This is a genomic window from Lentzea sp. JNUCC 0626 (assembly GCF_043632865.1).
GTDB lineage: Bacteria > Actinomycetota > Actinomycetes > Mycobacteriales > Pseudonocardiaceae > Lentzea.
Genome location: NZ_CP171635.1, coordinates 9,105,018 through 9,120,721, shown reverse-complemented (window position 1 = coordinate 9,120,721; position 15,704 = coordinate 9,105,018). Strand labels below are relative to the sequence as shown.

Here is a 15,704-nt window from a genome sequence, read left to right as displayed (position 1 = left end):
GTGCCGCCGCGATGCCCTCATACCGGAGGTATTCGGGCGTCGTGGCGGTGCCGCCTCCGGGTCCCTCGGCCGCCACTGCCGCCCGACGGACTTACAGGACAGGGCCTAGGCGAGGTCGTGCAGCCTGGCGCGCACTTCGGGCGTGCGCGGGTGGTCGTAGTCCTCGTAGATCGCCAACGCTTCCAGCAGGTGTGTCCGCGCGACCTCCGGCTGGCCCGCGCTCGTCTCCCCCAGGCCGTGCAACCCCTCCGCGAGGCTCTTGCGGTCGCCGAGCACCCGCAGGAACGCGATGGCGTGCCGGAACGACTCGCGCGCGTCCACCGGCTGCCCCAGCCCGAGCAGTGCCCAGCCGATGCTGACCAGCGCCATCGCCTTGCCGTGCACGGCGTCGTGCGCGTCCATCAGGTCGAACGCCGTCCGCGCCGACGCCAGCGACGCCTCGAACTGCCCCGCCGAGCGCAGGATGTCGCTGTGGAACAGGCGGGTGCCCGCCTCACCGAACCACGACCCCACCTCGGCGTGGCCCCTCAGCGCCTCGCCGAACCGGTCGACGGCCAGGTCGAACTGGCGCAGGCCGCCGTACGCCATGCCCAGGCCCGTCAGGCTCCACGCGGCTCCGCCCTCGTCGCCGATCTCGCGCCGGATCGACAGGGCGCGGTCGAAGAGTTCCAGCGCGTCCGCGAACCGTTCGCCGCGGAACGCCGCGAGCCCCTGGCCGTGCACCGCCCACGCGCGCACGGCCTGGTTGCCGTCACGGGCCGCACTGCGTTCGGCGACGCGATAGGTGCGCATCCACTCGTCGAGCGCGCTCGACACGATGAAGTAGTTCCACAGCGCCAACGGGATCTGCCACGCCGTCGGCGAGTCGTGCTCCTCGGCCAGCCGCGTCACGGCCAGGAGGTTCGAGGATTCCGTGCGGCACCAGGTGAACGCCTCGTCGTGCGAGGCAAAGTCCTGAGTGGACAGTGGCGGCAGCAGGAACGACGGGTGGTCCGGCGGCGCGATCAGCGCACCGGCGGCGTTCGCCGTGTCGAAGTACCAGACCAGCAGGCGTCGCACGGCCTCGTCACGGCCGCCCGCCGACTCCTCGGTGGCGCTGAGTTCCGTGGCGTACAGGCGAAGCAGGTCGTGCAGCCGGTAGCGGCCGCGCGCGACCTCCTCCAGCATGTGCCCGCCCGCCAGCACGTCCAGCAACGTCCGTGCGCGCGACACGGGCACGCCTGCCAGCGCGGCGACCGCGTTCAGGCTGATCTCGGCGCCGGGGTGCAGGCCGATCAACCGGAAAGTCCTTGCGGCGTCAGGCTTCAACGCCAGGTACGACCACGAGAAGGCGGCGCGCACGGCCGTGTCCTCGTCGTCGCCCGTGGCCAGCACGTTCAACCTGTCGCGCTCGTCGGCGAGATCCGAAGCGAGGTCGGCGAGGGTCAGATGTGGCCGGGTGACCACGCGTTCGGCCGCGATCCGGACGGCCAGCGGCAGGTGCCCGCACAGTTCGACGAGCTTCGCGGCGGCCTCGGGTTCGGCGGCCACCCGGTCGGCGCCGACGGCGGACGTCAGCAACGCGAGGCCCTCGTCGCGGGTGAGCGTCGACAACGTCAGGGAGTGCGCACCGTCGCGGGCGACCAGGCCGCCGAGGTGGTTGCGCGACGTCACCAGCACCATCGACGTCGACCGGCCCGGCAGCAGCGGGCGGACCTGCTCGGCCAGCCGCGCGTTGTCGAGCAGCACCAGAACCCGTTTGCCCGCGAGGACACTGCGGTAGAGCGCGGACTTCGCGGGCAGGTCGTCCGGGATGCGTTCGGACGGCACGCCGAGGCTTTGCAGCAGTTGGTGGAGGGCGGCGGCGGGCTGCACGGGCGGGGCCGACGAGTCGAACCCGCGCAGGTCGACGTGCAACTGCCCGTCCGGGAACCGCGCCGCCACCTGATGCGCGAACCTCACGGCCAACGCCGTCTTGCCGACGCCACCGGTGCCGGTGATCGCGACGAGCACCGGCGCGTGGTCGTGCGGAACGACCTCGGCGAGCTTCGCGAGTTCCTTCTCGCGGCCGGTGAAGTCGCGGATCTCGTGCGGCAGCTGGACGGGCACCAGTGCGGGCGCGGCCGGTTCGGGTTGCGGGTCGGGTCTGCCGACGAGGAGTTGTTCGTGCAGCTGGCGGAGTTCCGGGCCGGGCTCGATGCCGAGTTCGTCGATCAGCAACCGCCGCAGGTCCGTGTAGACGGCGAGCGCCTCGGCCTGCCTGCCGCCGCGGTACAGCGCGGACATCAGCACGCCGTGCAGCCGTTCACGCAACGGATGCGCACTCACGAGCGTGGCGAGCTCTGCGGCCACTTCGGTCTCACGCCCCACCGTGAGCATCAACGCCGCACGCTGCTCCACGGCCGTGAGCCGCAGTTCGGCCAGGCGCGCGCGCTCGACCGCGGCGAACGGTCCGGGCACGCCGTCCAGAGCGATCCCGCGCCACAGCCCGAGAGCCGCGTCGAACGCGGTGAGCGCCTGTTCGGGCTGGTCACGCAGCCGCCCGGCCTCGTCCAGGTGCGCGCGGAACACAGCGGAGTCCGAACAACGGGAAGGGAGTCTCAGCAAGTATCCAGCGTCCGTGGAGAGCAGCACGGAACTCGGCGCGCGCGACGCCCTGTCCGGTTCGAAGAGCCTGCGCAGCCCGGCGACGTAGGTGTGGATGCCGTTGTCGGCGCTGGCCGGCGGGTCGTCTCCCCAGACGGCGTCGATGAGTTCGCTGCGCGACACGACGTGGTTCGCACGCAAGGCGAGCACCGCGAGCACGGCTCTCTGCCGCGGCGGGCCGAGCGTCAGCTCCTGACCGTCCACCGCGGCCGCGAGCGCGCCCAGCAAGCTGACGCGCAACTCGTTCCGCACTCTACGTCTCACTTCGTCGCTGTCCGCGTTCACCTAGCAACCTACCGTCAGTTTTCGTCCAGAAGCCATCCAGAAGGCGTTCAGAGAGCTTCTCCACACTTCACTCAGGTGGATTGGGTCGAAATGAGGGGCGGGGAAATGAACGCGGCCGAGGTCTTCGACACGCTCGGACTGGAGTACCAACGCGCTTGGTCGCACCAGCCCGCCCTGCACGGCACCCTCGCCTGGTTCGCCGCGACGCAGCCGTCGGGCTCGCGCGTGCTCGACATCGGTTGCGGCACGGGCGTTCCCGTGGCCCGCACCCTCGCCAAGGCGGGCATGAAGGTCACCGGCCTCGACGTGTCCCCGGTGATGGTCGACCTCGCGACGGAGCAGGTGCCCGGCGCGACGTTCCACAAGATCGACATCCGCGACTTCGAGTCACCCCCTGGCTCGTGGGACGTGATCTGCGCGGTGTTCTCGCTGCTGCAGATGTCCCAGGCCGAGATCATCCAGACGCTCGGCCAGATCTCGACCTGGCTGCGGCCCGGCGGCCACTTCTTCCTCGCGACCGTCGCGATCGACGTCGAGAAGGTGACGCTGCCCTGGATGGGGCAGGAGATCGAGGTGTCGTCGTTCTCCGAGGAGAACTACGAGGCGCACCTGGCCGAGGTCGGCCTGCGGGTCGTGCGCCGGAGCCGGCCGGTGTTCACCCCGTCGTACCCCGGCGCCACGCCTGAGGAGTCGCTGCACCTGGTGTGCCAGCGGCCCTAACGATCGATCTCGCGCAACCCTTCGGGAGCCGCGCCATCGTGCACCTCGCCGTCACGCACGAGCCACGCCCGCCCGTAGTCCATCTCCCCGGTCAGCACGAAGAACCCGACCGGGTGGTCACCGTGCTCGTCCACGAACTTCGCGATCTCGGCGACGTGTGCGCGCACCCAGTCGACCCAGTCCGCGCGCACGTTGCCGCCGTACGTCACGTAAAGCGTCGAGTTGAACCATCTCCCCGGCACGTGCCAGCCCGCCGAGTAGAGGTCGTGCTCGTGCTTGTCCAGGACCTCCTGCACCGCGTCGCGCTGGTTCGGCAGGAGCTCGAGCCAGCCGCGCACCGAGACGTAGAGGGCCATCAGTGCTGCTCCGCCAGCGCGCGGCCGATGAAGTGCGCCGACAGCAACGCGAAGATGTACGCCTGCAACACCTGCACCAGCGCCTCCAGGAAGAACAGCGCGATCGCCAGCGCGAAGCCGATCACCGACACCGGCTTGAGGTAGATCGGCGCGTTGAGCAGCAGGAACTCACTGCCGAGCGTGAACACCAGGATCAGCAGGTGCCCCGCGAACATGGCCGCGAACACCCGGATCGCGAGGTTCACCGGGTCGAAGAAGAACTTGAGGATGACCTCGGTCGGGATCAGCAGACCCCACAGCACCGGCTTCGGCACGCCCGGGATGACGAACTGGTTGCGCAGGTAGCCGCGCAGCCCGAACTTGCGGATGCCCACGTAGTGGTAGAGCGGAAAGATGATGATCAACGCGATCGCGAACGGGAAACCGCTGTGCGTGAACGTCGGGAACTGCACGAGCGGAATCAGCCCGTAGAGGTTGTTCACCAGCACGAAGCTGAAGATGCTGACGATCAGCGGAACGTACGGCGCGAATTCCTTGGCACCGATCTGCTCGCGGGCGATCGTGTTGCGGCCGAAGTCGTAGACCGATTCCGCGGCGAACTGCCAGCGGGACGGAATGATCTTCAGGTTCCTGGTCGTGACCAGGAAGAACGTCAGGATGATCACCACCGAGAGCACCAGCAGAACTTGCGGCTTCGTCACCTCGAGGGTGAACGGCAGGCCGAACGGCTCGTGCCAGCTGAAGATCGGTGGGAGAAGAATGTCTTCTTTGCCCGGTGGGTTGAAGACGTCATTACCGGCCATAGGGCGACCCCCTCGTCCATGGTCTGGGATCAGACCTTATCGGACGAGGGGGACGCAGATCACAGCAGGGTCACGCGAGAAAGGTATTCCACCCCAACGGGTTACACCGGGATGACCGTGGGAACGATCATCGGCCGGCGCCGGTAGGTCTCCGCCACCCAGCGACCCACGACGCGGCGCACCGCCTGCGCGACCCGGTGCGTGTCGGTGATGCCCTCGGCCTCGGTGCGCGCGAGTTCCATCTCCACCAGGGGCACGACGGCCTCCAGCGCCTTGGGGTCGTCGGAGAACCCGCGGCCCGAGATCGTCGGCGCCACGACGGCACGGCCGGTCGCCGTGTCGATGGCGACGGAGATCGAGATGAAGCCGCCCTCGCCCAGCACCAGGCGGTCGGACAGCGTCGACTCGCCGACGTCGCCGACGGACAGGCCGTCGACGTAGACGTGGCCGACGACGACGCGGCCGGAGACCGCTGCCTTGCCGTCGATCAGGTCGACGACGACGCCGTCCTCGGCGATCACGACGTGATCCTCGGCGACGCCGGTGGCCACGGCCAGGGCGGCGTTGGCGCGCAGGTGGCGCCATTCGCCGTGCACCGGCATGACGTTGGACGGCCGCACGGCGTTGTAGAGGAACAGGAGTTCGCCCGCCGGGGAGTGGCCGGAGACGTGCACCTTGGCGTTGCCCTGGTGCACGACGGTGGCGCCCAGCTTGGCGAGGCCGTTGACGACGTTGAAGACCGCGTTCTCGTTGCCGGGGATGAGCGACGACGCGAGGATCACCGTGTCGCCCTCGCGGATCGAGATCTGGCGGTGTTCGCCGCGGGCCATGCGGGACAGCGCGGAGAGCGGTTCGCCCTGCGATCCGGTGGAGACGAAGATGACCTCGTTCTCCTCCATCCGCATCGCCACGTCGAGGTCGACGAACAGGCCGTCCGGCACGTTCAGGAAGCCCAGGTCGGCGGCGATGCCCATGTTGCGGACCATCGAGCGGCCGACGAACGCGATCTTGCGCTTGTACTGCACGGCGACGTCGAGGACCTGCTGGACGCGGTGCACGTGCGAGGCGAAGCACGCGACGATCACGCGCTGGTCGGCCTTGCGGATCACGTTCTCGAGCACCGGGCCGATCTCGCGTTCCGGCACGACGAAGCCGGGCACCTCGGCGTTGGTCGAGTCGACCAGGAAGAGGTCGACGCCCTCGTCGCCCAGGCGGGAGAAACCCGCGAGGTCGGTGAGGCGGCCGTCGAGCGGCAACTGGTCGAGCTTGATGTCGCCGGTGTGCAGGACGAGACCTGCCGACGTGCGGATGGCGACGGCCAGCGCGTCCGGGATCGAGTGGTTGACCGCGAAGTACTCGAGCTCGAACGGTCCGAACTCGGACTTCTGGCCCTCGCGGACCTCGACCAGGCGCGGGTTCTGCCGGTGCTCGCGGCACTTGGCGGCGAGCAGCGCCAGCGTGAAGCGGGACCCCACGACCGGCAGGTCGGGGCGCAGCTTGAGCAGGAACGGGACCGCGCCGATGTGGTCCTCGTGGCCGTGCGTCAGGACGATGGCCTCGATGTCGTCGAGCCGGTCCTCGATGGCGCGGAAGTCGGGCAGGATCAGGTCCACGCCGGGCTGATCGTCTTCGGGGAACAGAACTCCGCAGTCGACCACGAGCAGCCTGCCGGCGTGCTCGAAGACGGTCATGTTGCGGCCGACCTCGCCGATTCCGCCGAGAGCGACGACGCGGAGGCCGCCTTCCGGCAGTGCGGGTGGCAGTTCGGTCGATTGGGTCACGCGTTGACTCCCAGTTCGGCCGCGATGGCCTCGATGTCTTCGGCGGCGGCCGGCACCAGCGGCAGACGGGGATCACCCACGTCGAGTCCGCGCAGGCGCAGCGCAGCCTTCGTGTACGTCACGCCGGGAACCCGGCGGAAGGGTCGCAGCAACGGCAGCAGCGACTCGTGGATTTCCTTCGCCCGGGCCACGTTCCCGGCTTCAAAAGCTTCGAGGAGGTCCCGCAGGCGGTCGGCCGCGAGATGACCGATCACGCTCACGAACCCGACGGCGCCGACGGACAGCCACGGCAGGTTCAGCGGGTCGTCGCCCGAGTAGTAGGCGAGATCGGTCGAGGCGATCACCCGGCTGCCCGCGTGCAGGTCGCCCTTGGCGTCCTTCACGGCGACGATGCGCGGGTGCTCGGCCAGCCGCAGGATCGTGTCGACCTCGATCGGCACGATCGCGCGCGGCGGGATGTCGTAGAGCATCACCGGCAGCCCGGAGGCGTCGGCGACGGCGGTGAAGTGCGCCAGCAGGCCTTCCTGCGGCGGCCGCGAGTAGTACGGCGTCACGACCAGCGCACCGTGCGCGCCGGCCCGTTCGGCCTGCTGCACGAGGTGGATGCTGTGCGCGGTGTCATAGGTGCCCGCACCGGCCACCACGGTCGCCCGGTCGCCCACGGCCTCGACGACGGCCGTGATCAGCGCCGTCTTCTCCCGGTCGGTGGTCGTGGGACTCTCGCCGGTGGTGCCGTTCACGACGAGACCGTCGTTGCCCAGGTCCACCAGGTGTTTCGCCAGTTCCTGCGCCTTGGGGAGGTCTACCTCGCCGCGCGAGTCGAACGGCGTGACCATGGCGGTGAGAACGCGGCCGAACGGGCGGTTCGGCGCTGCGTAGGGGCTTGCGGACATGCGCAGAAACTACCCGAGTTCACACGCTTCGGTTCAACGACCGCACCCGTTGCACCGCATCGGCGTCACCGCTGTATTCCACGCGGGCCTCGTCGCGTCCGAACGCCAGCATCACGAGCTCGGAAACCTCACCGGTGATCACCACACCGTTCGCGCCCTGCTTGACGACGACATGCTCGCCATCGGGCCGTACGAGCGTCACGCCCACAGGCGACGACCTGTACGTCATGCGCGCGGTGAACGGCAGCACCTTCCACAGCACCTTCTCGCGGCGCTCGTCGTACGGCCGTGGCTCCCAGTCGGGCTGTGCGCGGCGCACGTCCTCGTGGTGCACGAAGTACTCGCTGCTGTTCAGCAGGTCGTCGACCGGCTTGACCCAGAACGGCGGCGTGCGCACCAGGTCGAGGAGTTCGCTCCACGCCTTGTGCGCGTAGTCCGCCTGGACCTTCTCGGTCCACTTCGTGAAGACCGGCAGCAGGATGCCGGGGGCGGTGTCGAGGCGGCGCTCGCGGATCGCGAGGTGCGCGGCCAGGTCCTTGGTCGACCAGGTGCCGCACAACGTCGGCGCCTCCGGACCGAGTTCCGTCATCAGGTCGACCAGGGCCTTGCGCTCATCGCGGGCGAGACTCACTCCCCCATTCCACCACAGCCCGGTCTCGCTACGGCTTGTAGCAGTCCTTGAAGCCGGCGGGCTTGGACGAGTTGTCCGCGAGCAGCTTCTCGACCTGGTCGCGCTTGAGGTTCTCGGGATAGCCGGGCCAGTCGGGCTCCTGCCCGTTGACGTGCAGCTCGTCGAGCCAGTAGCCGGACTGCCCCGAGGTCTTCGCGAACTCCAGCTCGCACCCCTTGACGTTGACCATCACCTCGATGGTCTTGTCCTTGGACTTGATCGTGCGCTTGCCGATCTTCTTGGACTTCGACTCGGTCTCCGTGCTGGGCTCACCGGGGTTGCTGAAACCGGCGGCCTTGAGCTCGGAGACGAACTTGTCCTCGTTGCTGGTGCACGCCGTGAGGGCGGCCGTCGTGCCGAGGACCAGCAGGAGGGAGGCGATCCTTCTCTTCACATCAGAAGAGAAGCGCCCGGCACCCCGATGTGTGGCACGGACCGCTCAAGCGTTATCTCTCCGTTAGCCGCGGCTACGATCGCGATCAGTGAAGCTGTGGGAGATGGTGACCGCCGCCCAGCGTTCCCGGTTCGAGGCCGCGGGACGGGTGACGCACTACCCGGCGGGCGCCGTGGTGATGCGCGAGGGTGATCCCGGCGGCTGGGCGCTGGTGCTGACGAGCGGGCACGTGAAGATCGTCGCGGTGACCCCCAACGGCTACGACGCCGTGCTGGCCGTGCGCGGCCCCGGTGACGTGCTGGGCGAGATGGCCGTGATGGACGGCTCCCGCAGGTCGGCGACGGTGATCGCGATCGAGCGCGTGACGGCGCTGTGGCTGTCCGCGGAGGCGTTCCTCGCGGTGGTGAACACCGAACCGGCCGTGTCGTCCGCCCTGGTCCGGATCATCACCGCCCGGCTGCGGTACGCGAACAGCCGCCGCAGCGAGTTCGGGGACAGCACGTCCGCCCAGCGGGTGACGATGCTGATCGCCGAACTCGCCGCGAGTTACGGCATCCCGCACTCCGACGGCACGCTGATCGCGTTGCGGATCAGCCAGCAGGACCTCGCGGGCCTGGCCGCCACCTCGCGCGAGGCGGTGGCCAGGGCGCTGCGGTCGTTGCGCGACAACGGACTCATCACCACCGGCAGGCGCCGGATCGTGGTGCGGGACCTCGCCGCGCTGCGGGCTTCCTAGTTGGGGCAGCCCTGGCGGCCGCTGTCGACGGCGTGGACGGCGCCACCCCAGACGATGTAACCGAACGCCGCCACGCAGACGTTGGCCGTGCCGCTGACGCCCACGGGGCCGGCGTACTCCTTCCAGTTACCAGGACCGTCGCTGTCGAACGAGGTGTAGGTGCAGTTGGGGTTGCCTTCACCGCTCGTCTCGACGCACTTGTAGATCTCGACGTACGTCTCCGCGGCCTTACCCGCGGCCGCACCGATGTGGTAGAAGCACGCGCTGTTCGAGCCGTTGCTGTAGAAGATCTTGAGCTGCCCGACGCCGCCGACGCTGCGCTGGTAGGTCACCGACCCCGAGCACGAACCGGCCTGCGCGCCGAACTCGGTCGCCTGTGCGGGCGCCACGACGAAGGCCAGCATCATGGCCAGCGCGCCGAGCACCGTGAACACCTTGCGCATGAAATCCCCTCTCCGCGTGTTCAAGACGCCACAGAGAGTCACACCGAACGCAGCCTGCGTTCTGCGTCAGATGACACATTCCCGGGAATGTGCAGCCAACCGCACACCCGCGACTCCTTCACGTCGACGTCCACGGCGGCATAACGCTCCCGTTCGATGCCGGGATGTCCGTTGCGCACCACGTCGTCGTAGAACGCGTTGGACACGATGGCCGCGACCGGGCACGCCTCGGGTGCGTTGGCGAGGGCACCCCGCACCGGCGCCGATTCCAACAGCCGGGACAGCAACACCTTCGAGTACCCGGTGGCCCCGTACCGGTCGATGTGGACGGTGCCCACGTGCAGCGCCGCCCGGACCCGCAACGGTGACCGGGAATCCCGGTTGTGGTGCCTAAGCTGTGCGGAAAGCCGGTCCAGCAACGGATACGCCAGCCGGTGGGCCGGGAACCGTTGCGGGACAACCACCACCATGCCGTCGCCACGGTCGTTGGTGCGGCACGCGCGCCATGGAATACCGCTGTCGTCGAACGAGATCCGCAACGCCCTGAACAGCGTGGCGCGCAGCCTCACGAACTGCTCCGAGTCCCACTGCCCCGACGACGCGACGTCCACCGCCAGCAACCCGCAATGGCTGATCTTCGGTGATCTCCACGCGCTGATGACGTTCAGCACCCGAACCACCTCCCCGCCACACACACGCCGGGGCGATCCGCTCGGTTGCTCTAGTTGTCCTTCTTGGCGCTGATCGAGCCGTCGAGCTTGCTGCCGTCCTTGGCGCCCGCGAGGCACCAGATCTTGCGCTCGGCGTTGCCGCTCTTGTCCTTGGTCCACGCGCTCTCGCTCGGGACCAGGGTCGTCAGCTTGAGCTTCGCGCCGTCCTTGACCCACTGCGAGTTCAGGGTCATCTCGCACCGGGACACGCCGAGGCTCTTCAGGGAGTCGATGCCGGGGTAGGCGGCGTCGGGCAGGTTGGACGCGACGGGCAGCGTGTCGATCGCGTCGAACACCTCGAAGTCGTGCGGCTTGTCGCACTCCTCGCGGGTGTCGGAGTTGAGCAGCTTCGTCGGGGCGACCTCGCCGAGCCCGCAGGTGTTCTCGTAGAGCTGGAAGACCGGTACCTCGGCGCCCTCGCCGTAGGTCAGCGCGGTGCTGCCGCTGCTGCCGCCGGGCGTGGTGAACGCCTTGTGCGCGAAGATGCCGCCGGTGAACGCCGCCGCGGCGATGACCACCGCGCCGACCAACGCGATGATGCGGTTGCGCTTCTTCTTCGCCGGGTCCACGGCCGGGGCCTGCTGCTGGTACTGCTGCGTCTGCACGGGCGAGATGCCGGTGGGCGGCGTCGGCTGGTTGCCGATGCTGGAGAGCATCGCGCGGGCCTGCGGGCCGGACAGGCGGGCGTTCGGGTCGGCGATCAGCAGGCCGGTGATCACGGCGCCGAGCACGCCCGTCGCGCGGGTGAGGCGCGGTGTCTCGCTCATGATCGCGTGCAGCGTCGAGGCCGTGGAGGAGCGTTCGAACGGGCTCCAGCCCTCGACGGCGTAGCAGAGGGTCGCGCCCAGGGCCCACAGGTCGGACGGAGGGCCGGCCTCGTGGCCGTGGATGCGTTCCGGCGCCATGTAGGCGGGCGAACCGATGAGGCTGCCGCTCGTGGTGAGGCGCGGGTCGTCGACGGCCTGGGCGATGCCGAAGTCGGTGAGCTTGAGCTTGCCGTCCGGGCGGACCATCAGGTTGCCGGGCTTCACGTCGCGGTGCACGATCCCGGCCTGGTGCGCCGTTTCGAGCGCGGACAACGCCTGCAGCGCCATCGAGATGACCTGGTTCTGCGGCATCGGGCCGTGGGTGCTGATCAACGTCGACAGCGTCGCCGCGTCGACCAGCTCCATGATGATGTAGGTCGTGCCGTTCTCGTTGATCGCGTCGTAGACGGTGACGACGGCGGGGTCGTTGAGCTTGCCCGCCGTGCGCGCCTCACGCAGAGCGCGCTCTTCGAGCACACGGCGTTCCTCGTGCGCGATGCCGTCGGGCAGGTGTAGTTCCTTGACCGCGACGAAGCGCCCGATGTGCCGGTCCTGGGCGCGCCAGACGATGCCCATGCCGCCGCGGCCGAGCTCCGCCACCAGGGCGTACCTGCCGGCGATGACGCGCGGTTCGACTGCCTGTCCGTGCAACGTGCGCTCCTACGACTTCGGAACCGGGGGCGTTGACGGTACTTGAGACCCGCCAACTGGAGGATCGGTTCCTAAGCTTCCGGCGCTACAACCAGTTCGTGACCTGCGGCACGCAACGCCACGACGGCGCGGCCGAGGTCGGTCTGCTTCACCAGCAGGTGGTCCGTGTCGTAAGTGGACAGCGCGAACAGCGAGACACCCGCGGCGGCCAGTTCGCCGGTCAGCGCGGCCATGATGCCGGTCAGGGTGAACTCCAGCGGCCCGCGCACGGTCAGCAGCCGCCAGCCCTTCTCCACCACGTCCGCGTCCAGGGCGAACGACGTCGGCGCGACGACCGACAGCTCGGCCGGGGTCCTGATCACCGACACCAGCACGCCGGTGAGGTCGAGCAGCCCGCTGGGGACCGGAGCGTCCGCCGCCAGGCGTGAGACCGCGTATTCGCCGGGCAGGACGTCCACGATGAGCCGCTTCATGCGCTCAGCCTTCAACCACCAGCGGGCTGGAGGCAACTTCTGTGCCGTCCGGGAGTGTCGAGATCACGAAGTCGGCGAACGCGTTGGGCGCGGCCTTGGTCAGTTCGCGCAGGCAGGCGACGGCGAGTTCGCGCAGTTCGACGTTGATGTGCTCGGTCGCGCGCATCGCGATGAAGTGCCGCCACGAGCGGTAGTTGCCCGTCACGACGATCTCGGTGCCCGTGGCGTTGGGCAGCACGGACCGGGCGATCTGCCGCGCGCGCCGTCCGTTGACGGACTTCTCCAGGCTCTGCACGAGGTCCTCGTACGCCTTCAGGCTCGCCTCGGTGGCGGCGACGAACCGCGCGTGCAGTTCGGGGTCCCGCGCGATCAGGTCCGGCTCGACGACGTCGGTCGGGTCGGTGCGCTGGGAGAGCTGCGAGTACGAGAAGTGCCGGTGCCGGATCAGCTCGTGGGTGAGCGAGCGCGGCAGCTCGGTCAGGTAGAGCGACGCGCTGCCGTGCTCGAACGCGGCGAGGTGGCCGACGTCGAGCAGGTGGTGCAGGAACGTCGCGTTGGTGTTCGTCATCGGGTTCGAGCGGTCCCACGACTGGTAGCAGGCCCGGCCGGCGAACTCGACGAGCGCCGCACCCCCGTCCGCGTCGGTCGTCCACGGCACGTCGTCCGGTGGGATGAACTCGGTTTTCGCCACCAAGCGCACTCTCGGCATGGTGCCGACATTAGCCCTGACACCACGAGTTCCTTGCGCGATGTCGGAAGTGACGTCATAGTGGTGTCATGGATCTGTCGCCGTACATCGCGTCACTGCGCGAGGACCTGGCGACGGCCGCATCAGCGGGGGACGAGAACACCCGTCGAACGGCCGCCGCGTTGTCCGCAGCGCTCGAGCCAGCCGCGCGACTGGCAATCATGAACGCACTGTCCGACCTGGCCGCGGAGGTCACCGCCTCCCTGGACGGCCAGGTCGTGGACGTTCGACTGGCAGGCCGGGACGTCCAGGTGGTCGTCACCGGAGCCGCCGAGCCGGAACCGGAACCCAGCGCGCGTCAGGAGGTGCCACTGTTTGGCGCCGGTGACGCCACTGGTGACATCAGCCGCATCACGCTGCGCATGATCAACGAGCTCAAGTCGAAGGCCGAGGCCGCCGCGGCCGCTCAGGGCGTGTCGCTGAACTCGTTCATCCAGCAGGCCGTGGGTGGCGCGGTGCACGGCAAGCACAAGCACCAGAGGCACCAGGGGTGGAGCGGGAACACGGGGTCGGGCTCGCGGGTCCGCGGATGGGTGCAGGGGTGAGCGGGATGACCGAACCGACAGACGCGGAACCGGCCGGCGTGGTGCGCCAGCAGAGCTTCGAGTTCGCGGGCGTCGCCGAGATCGACATCTCGCTGCTCAGCGGCCGGGTGCAGGTGCAGCTGGTCGACGCGCCGGGCGTGCACGTCGAGGTGCGGCACGACCCGAACGCGGGCAACTCGTGGACCGAGGGCCTGTCGAGCGTGCTGAGCTGGGTCAGCGGCCAGTTCGGCACCGAGAAGGCCGCTCCCCCGTCCGGACCCGACGAGGCCGTGCGCGACGCACGGGTCGAACTGCTGGGCAACCGTTTGCGCATCGAGTCGTCCAAGGCGCTGCCGTTGCGCGCCGTGCCGCTCTCGGTGGTGGTGACGGCGCCTGTGGGGTCGCACGTGGCCTCACGGACCGGCGCTGCCGACGTCATCGTCACGGGCGGAGCAGGCCGGCTGGACCTCAACACCGGCACGGGCAGCGTGTCCGCGGACCGCGCGACCGGCGAGGCCAAGGTGAACTCCGGGGCCGGGACCGTGCGCCTGGGCACGATGCTGTCGTCGCTCAAGGCCAAGACGGGCAGCGGTGACGTCGAGGTGTCGTCCATCGGCGGCACGTCCACGCTGATCACCGGCACCGGTGACGTGTGGCTGGGCGCCGTGCAGGGCAACGTCCAGGTGCGCACCGGCAGCGGTGACCTGACCGTGGCCGACGCCGCCTCAGGGGAGTTGCAACTCGGCACGGGTTCTGGCCACATCCAGGTCGGCATCAGGCAGGGCACGCTCGCGCGCATCGACCTGGTGTCCACGTCCGGCACCGCCCGCAGCGACTTCGACGTGTCGTCCGAGCCGTTGGGCGACGCCGCCTTGTCCGTCACGGGCCGCACTGGCAGCGGCAACGCGCTGGTGACCGCCGCCGCAAGCTGACCGGGGGGTCGGGTAGGGACGTCTCCGGCTAGGGCTCCTGGAACGGTTTGGAGCCGCCGGGGACGTCATCCGGGAACAGCGGGCAGCGGATCTCCGCCGTCAGGAACTTCCTGACGAAGCTGGAGAAGTTGCCGTTGTAGGACCACTTCTCGCGCATGTCCGTGACCAGCACGGTCCACTCGTCGGGCTCGCCCTGCGTGTACCAGAGGCAGTGCTCGCCGTTGACCGTCATGCCCCACGGCAGCAGGCCGGGACGATCGGGGTGCACCCGCAGGCCGGGCGCCCGCCGCAGCGCCCGCAGCATCTTGGGCGCCGTTGCCATCCAGTTCATGAAACCGGCACGTGCCGTTGGGTGCAGGATGCGGACGTAACCGCCGACGATCAGCGGCGGATAGGCCTCGGCGAGATGCACGAAGTCGCTGGGCAGCGCGGTGCCGACCCGTGCTTTGACCGCGTCCCAGTCAACCGGGTCCGGACGCCTCTCGGGCGCTCCCAGCAGATCGATCCACTCGTCAGGCGGCACCGTTCACCTCCGTGACCCTCAAGCATCGCCTGTGGCACTAGGGATTCGGTTGTACCGCAGTCCATCGACGACCAGTGAGACCACGGCGTCGAACGCGTCCTGAATGTGAGGATTCCCCCACTCTTGGGCGTGGGCCGGGTGGTGGAACACCTGCGTCGCGTCCCACACCGCCTGCGCCGTCCGCTCGACGTCGTCCGTCACGAACTCCCGGGTATCCACTCCGGTCTGGATGATGCGCGCGATCTGCCCGACCAGGTGCCCGAGGTGGTAGTCCGGGATGATGCTGCTCTCGCTCACGAGCACCTTGAACGTCGCGAACAGCTCAGGCTCGTCCGAGTGCGAGAGCCGCTTGCGGTCGAACAGGCGCTGGAGCCAGGCCCGCAGGTTGTCGCCCGCGCTCGCCGCCGGGTCGACGACGGATTCCATCTCCACGTGGATGGCGTCGAGCCAGCGCCGCGTCACGGCCTCGCGCAACGCGGCTTTCGTCGGGAAGTGGCGGTAGACGCTGCCGTGGCTGACCCCGAGGGCCTTGGCGACGTCGACGACGGTCGCCTTGGCCGGGCCGTACCTGCGCAGCACCTCTTCGGTCGCCACGAGGATCGCCTCGCCGGTCAACGCCTCCGCCACGTCA

The 15,704-nt window shown here is 69.2% G+C and carries 18 protein-coding genes; 4 read left to right on the top strand and 14 right to left on the bottom strand.

Annotated features, from left to right (window positions below):
• Positions 1–105 precede the first annotated feature (105 nt).
• Entirely contained in the window at positions 106–2,877 is a 2,772-nt protein-coding gene (locus JNUCC0626_RS42805; protein ID WP_394616335.1) for an AfsR/SARP family transcriptional regulator, read from the bottom strand.
• A gap of 138 nt (positions 2,878–3,015) precedes the next feature.
• Between JNUCC0626_RS42805 and JNUCC0626_RS42800 the strand changes: the two genes are divergently transcribed.
• Positions 3,016–3,630: a class I SAM-dependent methyltransferase gene (locus tag JNUCC0626_RS42800; protein ID WP_394616334.1), complete on the top strand. Its 615-nt coding sequence runs from the start codon at positions 3,016–3,018 to the stop codon at positions 3,628–3,630.
• Here JNUCC0626_RS42800 and JNUCC0626_RS42795 read toward each other — a convergent pair.
• The 6 genes from JNUCC0626_RS42795 to JNUCC0626_RS42770 all read right to left on the bottom strand — a co-directional run bounded on the left by JNUCC0626_RS42795 (position 3,627) and on the right by JNUCC0626_RS42770 (position 8,527).
• The gene (locus JNUCC0626_RS42795; RefSeq protein ID WP_394616333.1) at positions 3,627–3,986 is read right to left on the bottom strand and encodes a hypothetical protein; all 360 of its coding nucleotides are present in this window, start codon (positions 3,984–3,986) and stop codon (positions 3,627–3,629) included. The genes JNUCC0626_RS42800 and JNUCC0626_RS42795 overlap by 4 nt on opposite strands.
• A complete protein-coding gene (gene atpB / locus JNUCC0626_RS42790; RefSeq protein WP_394616332.1) occupies positions 3,986–4,789 on the bottom strand; it encodes a F0F1 ATP synthase subunit A in 804 nt (267 codons plus the stop codon). The genes JNUCC0626_RS42795 and atpB overlap by 1 nt, the downstream gene beginning before the upstream one ends.
• 101 nt (positions 4,790–4,890) lie before the next feature.
• Positions 4,891–6,570 (bottom strand): ribonuclease J, encoded by a 1,680-nt coding sequence (locus tag JNUCC0626_RS42785; RefSeq protein WP_394616331.1) that lies wholly within the window; start codon positions 6,568–6,570, stop codon positions 4,891–4,893.
• On the bottom strand, positions 6,567–7,463 hold the full coding sequence (gene dapA, locus JNUCC0626_RS42780; RefSeq protein WP_394616330.1) for a 4-hydroxy-tetrahydrodipicolinate synthase: 897 nt from the start codon (positions 7,461–7,463) through the stop codon (positions 6,567–6,569). The genes JNUCC0626_RS42785 and dapA overlap by 4 nt, the downstream gene beginning before the upstream one ends.
• A 19-nt stretch (positions 7,464–7,482) precedes the next feature.
• Positions 7,483–8,094 carry a TIGR03085 family metal-binding protein gene (locus JNUCC0626_RS42775; protein ID WP_394616329.1) on the bottom strand — a complete coding sequence of 204 codons (612 nt, stop codon included), beginning with the start codon at positions 8,092–8,094 and terminating at the stop codon, positions 7,483–7,485.
• Positions 8,095–8,122: 28 nt separating this feature from the next.
• Entirely contained in the window at positions 8,123–8,527 is a 405-nt protein-coding gene (locus JNUCC0626_RS42770) for a hypothetical protein (protein WP_394616328.1), read from the bottom strand.
• Between the two features lie 88 nt (positions 8,528–8,615).
• Here JNUCC0626_RS42770 and JNUCC0626_RS42765 point away from each other — a divergent pair, with 88 nt between their 5' ends.
• The gene (locus tag JNUCC0626_RS42765) at positions 8,616–9,263 is read left to right on the top strand and encodes a Crp/Fnr family transcriptional regulator (protein WP_394616327.1); all 648 of its coding nucleotides are present in this window, start codon (positions 8,616–8,618) and stop codon (positions 9,261–9,263) included.
• Here the strand turns inward: JNUCC0626_RS42765 and JNUCC0626_RS42760 are convergent.
• The 5 genes from JNUCC0626_RS42760 to thyX form a co-directional block, all read right to left on the bottom strand.
• Positions 9,260–9,706: a hypothetical protein gene (locus tag JNUCC0626_RS42760; RefSeq protein ID WP_394616326.1), complete on the bottom strand. Its 447-nt coding sequence runs from the start codon at positions 9,704–9,706 to the stop codon at positions 9,260–9,262. The genes JNUCC0626_RS42765 and JNUCC0626_RS42760 overlap by 4 nt on opposite strands.
• A gap of 38 nt (positions 9,707–9,744) precedes the next feature.
• Positions 9,745–10,377, bottom strand: a complete 633-nt coding sequence (locus JNUCC0626_RS42755; protein WP_394616325.1) for a hypothetical protein — start codon at positions 10,375–10,377, stop codon at positions 9,745–9,747.
• A gap of 50 nt (positions 10,378–10,427) precedes the next feature.
• On the bottom strand, positions 10,428–11,873 hold the full coding sequence (locus JNUCC0626_RS42750) for a serine/threonine-protein kinase (protein WP_394616324.1): 1,446 nt from the start codon (positions 11,871–11,873) through the stop codon (positions 10,428–10,430).
• 71 nt (positions 11,874–11,944) lie between these two features.
• Positions 11,945–12,346 (bottom strand): ACT domain-containing protein, encoded by a 402-nt coding sequence (locus JNUCC0626_RS42745; protein ID WP_394616323.1) that lies wholly within the window; start codon positions 12,344–12,346, stop codon positions 11,945–11,947.
• A gap of 4 nt (positions 12,347–12,350) precedes the next feature.
• Positions 12,351–13,055, bottom strand: coding sequence for an FAD-dependent thymidylate synthase (gene thyX, locus JNUCC0626_RS42740; RefSeq protein ID WP_355299898.1), 705 nt, complete (start codon positions 13,053–13,055; stop codon positions 12,351–12,353).
• Positions 13,056–13,123: 68 nt separating this feature from the next.
• On the opposite strand from thyX, the gene JNUCC0626_RS42735 reads away from it, so the two are divergent.
• Both JNUCC0626_RS42735 and JNUCC0626_RS42730 read left to right on the top strand, forming a co-directional pair.
• Positions 13,124–13,639: a toxin-antitoxin system HicB family antitoxin gene (locus JNUCC0626_RS42735; protein WP_394616322.1), complete on the top strand. Its 516-nt coding sequence runs from the start codon at positions 13,124–13,126 to the stop codon at positions 13,637–13,639.
• A 5-nt stretch (positions 13,640–13,644) separates the two neighbouring features.
• Positions 13,645–14,550 carry a DUF4097 family beta strand repeat-containing protein gene (locus JNUCC0626_RS42730; protein ID WP_394616321.1) on the top strand — a complete coding sequence of 302 codons (906 nt, stop codon included), beginning with the start codon at positions 13,645–13,647 and terminating at the stop codon, positions 14,548–14,550.
• Between the two features lie 28 nt (positions 14,551–14,578).
• On the opposite strand, the gene JNUCC0626_RS42725 is transcribed toward JNUCC0626_RS42730, so the two are convergent.
• Together JNUCC0626_RS42725 and JNUCC0626_RS42720 are read right to left on the bottom strand one after the other, a co-directional pair.
• A complete protein-coding gene (locus tag JNUCC0626_RS42725; RefSeq protein WP_394616320.1) occupies positions 14,579–15,073 on the bottom strand; it encodes a hypothetical protein in 495 nt (164 codons plus the stop codon).
• A gap of 18 nt (positions 15,074–15,091) precedes the next feature.
• A complete protein-coding gene (locus JNUCC0626_RS42720) occupies positions 15,092–15,700 on the bottom strand; it encodes a TetR family transcriptional regulator (protein WP_394616319.1) in 609 nt (202 codons plus the stop codon).
• Positions 15,701–15,704 lie beyond the last annotated feature (4 nt).